We start from the raw sequence: 10455 nt of genomic DNA, 5'->3' as shown, positions 1-10455 counted from the left end.
ATCCGACCACGCAAGCGATTTAACTGGCTGTGTCCGATCGAGGTATTCACTCAGCTGATGGGCTTGCAACATGAGGCTCCTGCTTCAATTCAATAACCGTGTTGCACTCAGCTCCTGCAACCGCCCTTGAAGTAGGATCAAAACTATGCGGTTCTTAATAACTGGCGGCGCAGGTTATATTGGTTCACACACCTTGCTGGAGTTGCTCCAGGCCGGCCACCAAGCCGTGGTCCTGGACAACTTGTGCAACAGCTCCATGTCATCGCTACAGCGCGTGCAGCAAATAACCGGAGGTACACCGGTATTTATCCAGGGCGATGTTTGCGATCGGGCCACCCTTGACCGCATTTTTGCCGAACATGAGATTGACGTGGTGTTGCACTTTGCTGGCCTGAAAGCCGTCGGAGAAAGTGTAAAACAGCCGTTGTCCTACTATCAGAACAACCTCAGTGGCAGCATCACCCTGTGCCAGGCCATGGCAGCCGCAGGTGTATACCACCTGGTGTTCAGTTCTTCCGCCACCGTGTACGGCGATCCGGTGCAGAAACCGATTGTCGAGAGCTGCCCACTGGGAACACCCACCAACCCCTATGGCTGTTCCAAGTTAATGGTGGAAAAAGTCTTGCAGGACATGGCGACCGCCGATCCACGCTGGTCAGTTGCGCTGCTGCGTTACTTCAATCCGGTGGGCGCGCATCATAGTGGCCTGCTAGGCGAGGACCCAAATGGCCCGCCGGAGAACCTGTTGCCCTACATCAGCCGTGTCGCCGTGGGAAAACTCGAAAGGCTCTCCATCTATGGCAACGACTATCCGACGCACGATGGCACCGGTGTTCGGGATTACATCCATGTCGTTGATCTTGCCAAAGGGCATCTAGCCGCCGTGGACTACATTTCCCAACACTCCGGCATAAACGCCTGGAACCTGGGGACGGGTGTGGGTTACTCAGTACTGGAGATGATCCGGGCATTCGAAGCGGCCTCTGGCTGCAGCATTCCCTACACCCTCTCCCCCCGTCGGCAGGGCGACATTGCGCAATGCTGGTCAGATCCGTCCAAGGCACTTCACGATCTGGGCTGGAAGGCAGAACTCGGTTTGAAAGAGATGATGGAAGATACGTGGCGCTGGCAGTCGAACAATCCAGATGGATACAGGTAGTTTTAAATGAAGATTGCGCTGGTCGGAACGACTGCTGCGTGCGTTTACGGATTTCGTGCAGATCTGATCAAGGCCCTGGTTGCTGCCGGCCATGAAGTCTATGCATTGGCATTGGATTACGACGAAAAGAGCCGGGAAAAGGTCCAGAAACTTGGAGCCCTTACTGTCGACTACAGCTTCAGCCGCACTGGCTTGAACCCGTTTTCCGATATTGCCAACACCCTCAAACTGGCAAAGATCCTCAAGCAGATAAAACCGGAACTGGTGTTCTCCTATTTTTCCAAGCCGGTGATATTCGGGACCTTTGCCGCAGTGCTGGCTGGCGTCAAACGCCGGGTCGGCATGCTTGAGGGGCTAGGGTATGTCTTTACCGACACACCCTCTGGAACCGGCTACAAACTGAGGGTGCTAAGGCAAGTCCAGGCACTTCTTTATCGCCTGTCTTTTCCCTTTCTCGAGAGGATTATTTTCCTCAACCCGGATGATCCGGTCGACCTGATAGACAAGTACCGCATCACTGTAAAAAGAGTTGATGTGCTGGGCGCCATAGGCCTGAATCTTCAAGACTACCCCTACTCTCCCACCGTCGCTAAAGCACCCATTTCCTTTCTGTTTATCGGCAGGTTGCTTGCGGAAAAAGGCGTGAACGAATATGTGACAGCGGCTCGACTGGTAAAGGAGCGCTACCCGCAGACTCGGTTCGTAATGCTGGGCGGGCTGGACGAAGAAAACCCCGGCGGCCTATCGGCGGCGACGCTCAAACAACTGGTCGAAGATGGGCTGGTGGTACACCCAGGACATGTCTCCAATGTCGTGGACTGGATTATCGAATCCGACGTGTTCGTCTTGCCGTCCTACTATCGAGAAGGTGTTCCTCGAAGTACGCAAGAGGCGATGGCCGTGGGGAGAGCCGTAATCACGACAGATGGGCCAGGCTGCCGTGAAACGGTGGTCGATGGCGTAAATGGCTTTCTAGTGCCACGTTGGTCGGCGCAAAAGCTCGCAGAAAAGATGCTCTTCATCATCGAGCACCCCGAACGCCTGGAAAAAATGGGCCAGGAAAGCTATCGCATGGCCCAGGAAACGTTCGATGCGCAAGAGGTCAATCAGCGACTGTTGAACCTGTTGAATATCTGATGATGAATCCGACGGCATGCACTCCATGCCAATGGCCGGCAACTTATCCAGAGGAAGCTGCTCCGACGCAGCCAGCCTGAATGATCTGCACGGCCCGTCGGCCATCAGCAGAACTGCGGTGACGGCACCTCAAGATAGGTGACTGCTCCCTAGCATTGCTTACAATATCCCTCCCCCCATTTTCTAGGCTTATTGATGCCCTCCTCCCCTCCTTCCCACGTCGCGATTATCGGCGGTGGCCCCGCCGGCCTGATGGCCGCCGAGGTGCTGAGCCAGGCCGGGGTTCGGGTCGACCTGTACGACGGCATGCCATCGGTGGGCCGAAAATTCCTCCTGGCTGGGGTCGGTGGCATGAACATCACCCACTCCGAAGCCTATCCGGCCTTCCTTTCCCGCTACGCCGAGCGGGCGCCGCACATCGCCCCGTTGCTGCGGGAATTTGGCGCCGAGGCGCTGTGCCAGTGGATTCATGAGCTGGGTATCCAGACGTTTGTCGGCAGCTCCGGCCGGGTGTTTCCTACCGAAATGAAGGCTGCGCCGCTGTTGCGTGCCTGGCTCAAGCGCCTGCGCGATGCCGGTGTAGTTATCCACACCCGCCACCGCTGGCTGGGCTGGAATGCCGATAACAGCCTGCGAATCCATAACCCGGAAGGCGAAATTGCGGTACAGGCCGACGCCGTGCTGCTGGCCCTGGGCGGCGGCAGTTGGGCCCGGCTGGGATCGGACGGTGCCTGGCTGCCGTTGCTGGAACAGCGCGGCATCCCGCTGGCGCCGCTGGAGCCCAGCAACTGCGGGTTTGACGTGGCGGGCTGGAGCCCGTTGCTGCGCGAGAAATTCGCCGGCGCGCCGCTGAAAAACGTGGCCATCGGCCTCAACGACGATAAACCGCGACTGGGTGAATGCGTGATCACCGCCAGTGGCATCGAAGGCAGCCTGATCTACGCCTTGTCGGCACCGATTCGCCGGGCTATCCAGCAGCACGGCGTGGCCACCGTGCATATCGACTTGCTACCGGGCAAGGCTGCGGACAAAGTCCTGGCAGCGCTGAGCAAGCCACGGGGCTCGCGCTCCATGGCCAAGCACCTGCACAGCCAGTTGGGCATCGATGGACTCAAGGCCGCCCTGCTGCGCGAACTGACCGACGCCCAATGCTTCGCCGATCCAGCCTCGCTGGCCCAGGCCATCAAGGCCTTGCCCCTGAATCTGGTAAAAACCCGCCCGCTGGACGAAGCCATCAGCAGTGCTGGCGGCGTGCCCTTTGAAGCGCTGGATGAACGACTGATGCTCAAGGCCCTGCCGGGGGTGTTCTGCGCCGGCGAAATGCTCGACTGGGAAGCCCCCACCGGCGGCTACCTGCTCACCGCCTGCTTCGCCGGCGGGAGAGCCGCAGGAATGGGCATCAAGGGCTGGCTAAACGACAAGACCTAAGCCGCAAGCTTCAAAACTTGCAGCTTGCCCCTAGAAGCTTGCCGCTGCCCCTCAAGGCTTCCTTTTGCGCGGCCCCGTGTTGAAGACCGGCACTTTACGCACCGGTTTTACTGAAGGGGCTTCGGCCACTTCACCGCTTTCCACCCACTTGCCGAGGTTGCGCTTGCCACCGGAGGTCTTGGGTTTTTTCGGCTTTTTCGGTTTTTTCACCACTTGGCCGCTGGCGTCGGTTTCCGGCACCCGGTGCTCGGGCACAAAATCCGGCTCGTCATGGCGCTTGAGGGTCTGGCGAGTCAGGGTCTCGATCGCCGACAGCAGGTTCACCTCATCAGCGCACACCAGGGAGATCGCCTCGCCGGTGGCACCGGCACGCCCGGTACGGCCAATGCGGTGGATATAGTCTTCGGCGACGATCGGCAAATCGAAGTTGACCACCAGCGGCAGGTCTTCGATGTCGAGGCCGCGGGCGGCGACGTCGGTGGCCACCAGGATCTGCGTCTCGCTGGCCTTGAACCGATCCAGCGCACGCTGGCGGGTGGCCTGGGGTTTGTCGCCGTGAATACCATCGGCGTTGACGCCCATGCCCTGAAGTTTTTCCACCAGGGCATCGACCCCGTTACGGGTCTTGGCGAACACCAGCACCTGCTTCCACTTGCCTTTGCGCATCAGGTGCACAAACAGTTCCGGCTTGCGCTTCTTGTCCACCGTCACCACCCATTGCTTGACCGTGTTGGCAGCAACGTTGCGCGGGCTGACTTCGATGCTCAGCGGGTCGTTGAGCATCTGCCCGGCCAGCAGGCGGATTTCGTCGGAGAAGGTGGCAGAAAACAGCAGGGTCTGACGCTTTTTCGGCAGCACGCGGTAAATATTCGACAGCTCTTCCGAGAAGCCCAGGTCGAGCATCCGGTCGGCTTCGTCCAGCACCAGGGTTTGCAGTTGGTTGAACTTCAGCGCGTTCTGGCGGAACAGATCAAGCAACCGACCCGGGGTGGCGACCAGCAGGTCGACGCCCTTGCGCAGCTTCATCATCTGCGGGTTGATGCTGACGCCGCCGTACACCGCGTAGGTGCTCAGGGGCAGGTTTTCGGCGTATTGGCGCACGCTTTCGTGCACTTGTTCGGCCAGCTCGCGGGTGGGCACCAGGATCAGCGCGCGGACTGAGTTGGCGGTGACTTTCGGCCCTTCCATGGCCAACAGTTGCAACAGCGGCACGGCAAAACCGGCGGTCTTGCCAGTGCCGGTCTGGGCGGCTGCCATCAGGTCGCGACCGGCCAGTACGGCTGGAATAGCTTGCGCCTGCACCGGGGTCGGGGTCTGGTAGCCAAGCGTTTCGAGAGCACGCAGCAAGGGTTCGATCAGGCCAAGAGTGGCGAATGTCATGGGGGTACCGTAGGAAAAATGTCAGCACAGGGTGCAATGCGCGGCAGTTTACCCTAATTCAGGGGCGTTCTCCTGAGTCGAAACCCAGGCACGGCGGACAATCGCCGAGGTGGACGCTCGGCCGCCAGCCGAGCAGAATTGCCCTGCGCGGGCGGATCGATGCGCCCTGGTGCCCGTCCTATCGCGCCCCCAATGCCTTGCACCTCAGGAGCCACTGCCCCCATGGACAACGAAAACCCCTTCCAGGCCCCCGCGGCCGAACTGCTCGCCGACAAGACCCCCGCCCACAATCAGCGCCTCTACAGTGTGGCCGCCGTCGGCCTGGGCACCTTCTTCGGCACCTCGGTGGCGGGCGCCTACTTCATCGTCCAGAACCTCAAGGCACTGGGCCGTGAGTCCGAGGCCAACACCGTCTGGGCAATCGGCATCGGACTTTTTGTCGCCATGACCCTGGCCGGGTTTTTCCTGCCGGATAACATCCCCGCCGTGGTTTTCGTCCTGCCGCCTCTGTTTGCGATGAACGCTTATGCGCGTCAACTGTTCGGGCCGCTGTTGCTGGAGCACAAGGCGAGCAACGGTCCGTTCTACTCGCTATGGCGCGTCGCGGGTATCGGGCTGCTGTTTTCAGCGGCGGTGGTGGGCCTGATGGTCGCCGTGCTGATGCTGACGGGCTATGCCTGACCCCTGCGCGCTGAAAAACACAACGCCGGGCAATGCCCGGCGTTTTTTATGGGGCCCGGCATCAGCACGGGCACGGGCACGCCACCGGCCAAGTCCAGCTGTCGCCAACCCTCACAAACGGCGGCCTGCTTCAGGCCGCGGTCTGCTCTTCCACCACCGGCTTGGACCGGCGCCACTGCGGCAGGCCGATCAGCACCACGGCGCTGATGATCACCACCATTGCCAGGGCCTCTTCGGTGCCGATGGTCTCGCCGACAAACACGATCCCCAACAGCACGGCCACGGCCGGGTTGACGTAGGCGTAGCTGGTGGCCGCGGCCGGGCGCACGTGCTTGAGCAGGTACATATAGGCGTTGAAAGCGATGATCGAGCCAAAACCCACCAGGTAGGCCAGGGCGAGCCAGCCTTCCAGTGGCGGCACGCTCTCCAGCTGTTCGCCGCTCAGGGCACTGCCGATCAGCAACACCACGCCACCCACCAGCATCTCTGCGGCACTGGCCATGGCGCCCTGGGGCAGCGGCAAGTGCTTGCTCCATACCGAACCAAAGGCCCAGGCGGCTGCTGCGAACACCAACAGGCCCGCACCCAGTGGGCTGGCTTGCAGGTTGGAACCGAGGTTGAGCATGCCGATGCCGATCAGGCCAAGGACGATGCCGGCCCATTCCAGCCGCGTATTACGCGCGCCCCAAAAATAACCGCAGAGCAAGGTGAACAGCGGCACGGTGGCCACCGCCAGCGCCGCCACACCCGAGGCCACGCCGGTGTGTTCGGCCACGCTGACCGCGCCGTTGCCGCAGCTGAGCAGCAGAATGCCGATCATCCCCGCCGCCTTCCACTGCGCCCAGGTAGGTGCCGGCACGCCGCGCCAGCGCAGGAAGCCATACATCAGGCTGCCGGCCAGCACAAACCGAATCCCGGCCAACAACAGCGGCGGCCAGTATTCGATGCCGATGCGAATCACCAGGTAGGTCGAACCCCAGATCACATACAAGGCAAAAAAGGCGGCAATCAACGGCAAGGGAAAGCGGCGAAGGCCAGGCATAAGCAGCTCGGTAGGCAGGCAATGGGAAGGCTATTTTAGAAAGCCGGAGCAGGGAAATTAAGTTACAAAACCTGTTTATAAGGCCCGTACACTTTCCAAAATAGGGAGATTACGGCTATAAGCCATGCATTCGAAAGCCAGGGCGTTTGGGAGCCTTATCATGGACAAATATGACCGCATGCTCCTCGCTGCACTGATCGAAAACGGCCGGGCGACCTATGCCGAATTGGCGCGCAAGGTGAATCTGTCAGCCCCCGCCGTGGCCGAGCGCGTGGCCAAGCTTGAGTCCAGCGGGGTGATCACCGGTTACCAGGCCAACGTCGACATGGCCAAGCTCGGGCTGCCGATCCAGTGCGTGATCGAACTGCGCCTGGCCCAGCACGGCAACCAGAAGGCCTATGACGAACTGGCCCGGATCCCGCAGTTGACCGAGTGCTACCGGGTCACCGGCGACCCCTGCATGATCATGCGCGCCGCCGTGGCGTCGATGCCGGAGCTGGAAGACCTGATCAACCGGGTGGCGCAGTTCGGCTCCAGCAAGACTTCGATCGTGCTCTCCAGCGCCATCGAACGGCGGGTGCCCCTGGGCCAGTTGGAACACAACGGCAAGTAAGCGAGTTTCACTGACGGCGCCGAACGAACAGCCCTAGAACCCGCGATGGCGCTTGAGGTGGTCGGGAATTTTCGCCGCCGGGACTTTCTGCAATGTGCACAGGAAGTCATGGGACAGCTCGCGCAGGCCGTGGGTGCGGCGCAGTTCCTCGGCCAGGTGCGTGGTGAGGTTGGCCGCCATCTCGGCATCGGCCATGGCCCGGTGAGCCTGGCCGGTATGGGGCAGGCCGGCAAACTGGGTCAGGGTCCCGAGCTTGTGGTTGGGCGCTGCCGGCATCAGGCGCCGCGCCAGCAACAGGGAGCAGGCGAAGTTCTGCAAGCGGGTGCGCTTGATCCGTCCCAGTTCGAAATCCCAGAACTTCTGGTCAAAGGCGGCGTTATGCGCCAGCAACGGCGTGGTGCCGACAAACTCGTTGACCTCGTTCATCACCTGCTCCGCCGAAGGCGCGGTGCGCAGCATGGCGTTGCTGATGCCGGTCAGTTGCTCGATAAAGCCCGGCACCCGCACGCCGGCATTCATCAGGCTCTGGTAACGCTCGACGATGCGCCCCTGCTGCAGGATCACCACGGCAATTTCCGTGGCCCGGCAACTGCTGCTCGGGGAGATCCCGGTGGTTTCAAAGTCGATGACTGCAATGCGTTCCAAACCTGTCCAGCTCCGTACAAAAAATAATCAGTTCTTCAGCAGCAACGCGCCTTCGATCGGCACGTAGCGCGAGGCGGCGCGAATCAGCGAATTGGCGGTGAGCCCCGGCACGCCATAGGCGACGGCCTGGACCCCATGCTTGTGGATGATGCGTTCGAGCAGCATGTCGAAGTCACCATCGCCGGAGGCCAGCACCACCTCATCGACGTGAGCCGCGGCGTCCATGATGTCGATGGTGATGCCCACGTCCCAGTCGCCCTTGGCCGAGCCGTCGCTGCGCTGGATATAGGGTTTGAGTTTTACCGTGAAGCCCAGGTTGCGCAGGATCTGCTGGAACTGCTGCTGCTTGCTGTCACCGCGATCGATGGCATAGGCATAGGCTTCGACGATCTGCCCCTGTTTGCTGATATCAGCCCACAGGGCGGCGTAGTTGAAGTGGCAACCATAGGCCTGGCGCACGGTGTAATAGAGGTTCTGGACGTCGGCGAACACAGCGATTTTTTTCACCGCTAATCCTCATGGCGCTGGAGCGCGCAGGCTGGATCGGGACTCAAACCCCGAAAAGTCGCCCAGTATGCCAGCCATGGGGAATGTTCCGCGAATAATCGGTCCGGGGGCCATGGGCTCCCGGACCGAACGCAGATCAGGCGAAGGGATCAGACGAAGGAATCGTCGTCAGAGAACGAACTGTCGTCGCTGCCGTAATCGGCATCGTCCAGGCCGCCCTGGTCATTGCTGCCCCAGGAGTCGTTATTGGCCAGGCGCTGGTCGTCATTGCCCCAGCCACTGCCACTATCGCTGACCGGAGCCGGCTCTTCCTTGATCACTTCCACCACTTCCTGGGGTTGCTGGTTGCTGTGGAACAGGCTGCTGATGCCTTGCGCCAGCATCACACCACCCGCCACCCCGGCTGCGGTTTTCAACGCCCCACCGAGAAACCCGCTGCCCGCCGGTGCGGCTGGCTGCCCGTAGTTTTGCGGCGGCGCCGCATAATTTTGCGGTGCCGCACCAAAATTCTGCTGCGGCTGGGCATTGAAGGACGGCCGCGCCGGTTCACGCCAGCCACCGCTGGACGCCGGCGCAGCACTTTGCGTCGGGGCCGGCTGCGCGTCGCGGGAGCCACCAAAGATGCTCGACAGGAATCCCCCGCCGGTGCTCGGCGCCGGGGCGGCGGCCTGGGCCCTGGCTTGCTGCAGTTCGCTTTGCAATTGCTGGATTTGCTGGGTCAACTGCTTGTTCTGCTCATCGAGGCTCTTGAGTGCGGCCTCCTGCACCAGAATCGCCTGGGTCATGAAATAGCCCGCGGCGGGCTGGCGGGTCAGATGCTCCTTGATCCGCGCCTCGGCCTGGGCGTCGCGTGGGGCTGAATCCGTTTCGGCTTGCTGCAACCGTGAAAACAGTCCATCGATCAGGGCTTGCTCTTCGCTGTTCATGGCGACCTCTTTAGATTGCCGGTAGAAAACTGGCCCTTGTCCGTTGTGGATAAAGGGTTTGACCAGGAAACGGGCTGATGCCCGGATCAGTAATGGGGCTGTTGCCCGGGCTTTCAATAGGCTTTACCGAACGTTTACGTTTGCTTGCCCGGGGCCCGCATCGGTTAAAGTGGCAAACCGCTCTGCCACTGCGATACCAACCGATGAATCCGTTAGACGTGCTCCGCGACTCCTTGTTCTTCTTCCGGCGCAACCTGGGACAGATCGTGCCCTTGTGCCTGCCGCTGGTGGTACTCGAAGCGCTGTTGCAGCAAGTCGTCGATAACGCCCTGGGCCCCGATGCCTTCCCCGGCTACAGCGTGCTGGTGGGGCTGCTGGTCTACCCGCTGTACACCGGCGCCCTGATTCTGTTTCTCGATGCCCGCAGCCGTGGCGAATCACCTCGCACCCGTGACCTGCTGGCCATGTCCCTGACGCTGTGGCCGCGCTTTGCCCTGCTGACCGCCACCAGCACCCTGCTGATTCTGCTCGGGCTGTCGATGTACTTCCTGCCCGGGCTGTGCGTGATGGTGATGCTGGCATTCGCCGAATACCTGCTGGTGCTCAAGGGCCTGCAACCGCTGGCGGCGATCAAGGAAAGCCTGCGCCTGACCCGTGGTCATTTCCTGCGTATCCTGGTGTGCATCCTCTGTGTGATGACCCCGTTGTGGCTGCTCAAGGGCGCCAGCAGTGCGGCCTACCCGGACCCGCAGAACGCCTTCCTGGGGTTGGTGATCGACAGCGCCTACAGCTTCCTGCAGTTGTTCACCAGCGTGGTGCTGTTCCGCCTGTTCATGCTGATCAGCGATCTGCCCGACAAACGCTGAACCGACACCGGCCGCTCTGCCCCTTGGGCCGCGGCCCTGCTCTCGGTTATGCTCGCGCTCAATCCTGCAAC

General features: G+C 61.2%; 11 protein-coding genes. 6 read left to right on the top strand and 5 right to left on the bottom strand.

What is annotated here, in order from left to right; genetic code table 11:
* The first annotated feature begins 145 nt into the window (after positions 1-145).
* From galE to AC19YX_RS32400, 3 genes are all read left to right on the top strand, one after another.
* Entirely contained in the window at positions 146-1159 is a 1014-nt protein-coding gene (gene galE / locus AC19YX_RS32410; RefSeq protein ID WP_500607848.1) for a UDP-glucose 4-epimerase GalE, read from the top strand.
* Between the two features lie 6 nt (positions 1160-1165).
* Entirely contained in the window at positions 1166-2296 is a 1131-nt protein-coding gene (locus AC19YX_RS32405) for a glycosyltransferase family 4 protein (RefSeq protein ID WP_500607847.1), read from the top strand.
* Between the two features lie 195 nt (positions 2297-2491).
* Complete coding sequence (locus tag AC19YX_RS32400) at positions 2492-3724, top strand: TIGR03862 family flavoprotein (RefSeq protein WP_500607846.1); 1233 nt, start codon at positions 2492-2494, stop codon at positions 3722-3724.
* Positions 3725-3775: 51 nt separating this feature from the next.
* Here AC19YX_RS32400 and rhlE1 read toward each other — a convergent pair whose 3' ends face one another.
* Positions 3776-5104 carry an RNA helicase RhlE1 gene (gene rhlE1 / locus AC19YX_RS32395; RefSeq protein ID WP_500607845.1) on the bottom strand — a complete coding sequence of 443 codons (1329 nt, stop codon included), beginning with the start codon at positions 5102-5104 and terminating at the stop codon, positions 3776-3778.
* A 222-nt stretch (positions 5105-5326) separates the two neighbouring features.
* Between rhlE1 and AC19YX_RS32390 the strand changes: the two genes are divergently transcribed.
* Entirely contained in the window at positions 5327-5785 is a 459-nt protein-coding gene (locus AC19YX_RS32390; RefSeq protein WP_421548980.1) for a hypothetical protein, read from the top strand.
* Between the two features lie 130 nt (positions 5786-5915).
* Here AC19YX_RS32390 and yedA read toward each other — a convergent pair whose 3' ends face one another.
* The gene (gene yedA, locus AC19YX_RS32385) at positions 5916-6827 is read right to left on the bottom strand and encodes a drug/metabolite exporter YedA (RefSeq protein WP_201128126.1); all 912 of its coding nucleotides are present in this window, start codon (positions 6825-6827) and stop codon (positions 5916-5918) included.
* Between the two features lie 160 nt (positions 6828-6987).
* Between yedA and AC19YX_RS32380 the strand changes: the two genes are divergently transcribed.
* Positions 6988-7440 (top strand): Lrp/AsnC family transcriptional regulator, encoded by a 453-nt coding sequence (locus tag AC19YX_RS32380; RefSeq protein ID WP_020296929.1) that lies wholly within the window; start codon positions 6988-6990, stop codon positions 7438-7440.
* Between the two features lie 33 nt (positions 7441-7473).
* On the opposite strand, the gene AC19YX_RS32375 is transcribed toward AC19YX_RS32380, so the two are convergent.
* From AC19YX_RS32375 to AC19YX_RS32365, 3 genes are all read right to left on the bottom strand, one after another.
* Positions 7474-8085: a 3'-5' exonuclease gene (locus AC19YX_RS32375; protein ID WP_078471672.1), complete on the bottom strand. Its 612-nt coding sequence runs from the start codon at positions 8083-8085 to the stop codon at positions 7474-7476.
* A gap of 27 nt (positions 8086-8112) precedes the next feature.
* Positions 8113-8592 carry an NYN domain-containing protein gene (locus AC19YX_RS32370; protein ID WP_020296927.1) on the bottom strand — a complete coding sequence of 160 codons (480 nt, stop codon included), beginning with the start codon at positions 8590-8592 and terminating at the stop codon, positions 8113-8115.
* Positions 8593-8741: 149 nt separating this feature from the next.
* Entirely contained in the window at positions 8742-9518 is a 777-nt protein-coding gene (locus AC19YX_RS32365; protein WP_500607844.1) for a DUF2076 domain-containing protein, read from the bottom strand.
* Between the two features lie 203 nt (positions 9519-9721).
* On the opposite strand from AC19YX_RS32365, the gene AC19YX_RS32360 reads away from it, so the two are divergent.
* On the top strand, positions 9722-10384 hold the full coding sequence (locus AC19YX_RS32360; protein ID WP_078471670.1) for a DUF7847 domain-containing protein: 663 nt from the start codon (positions 9722-9724) through the stop codon (positions 10382-10384).
* Positions 10385-10455: the final 71 nt, after the last annotated feature.

The organism is Pseudomonas sp. MF09150 (assembly GCF_059862355.1).
Note: the sequence above shows the minus strand (reverse complement) of the source record. Positions and strands in the feature narration are given on the sequence as shown.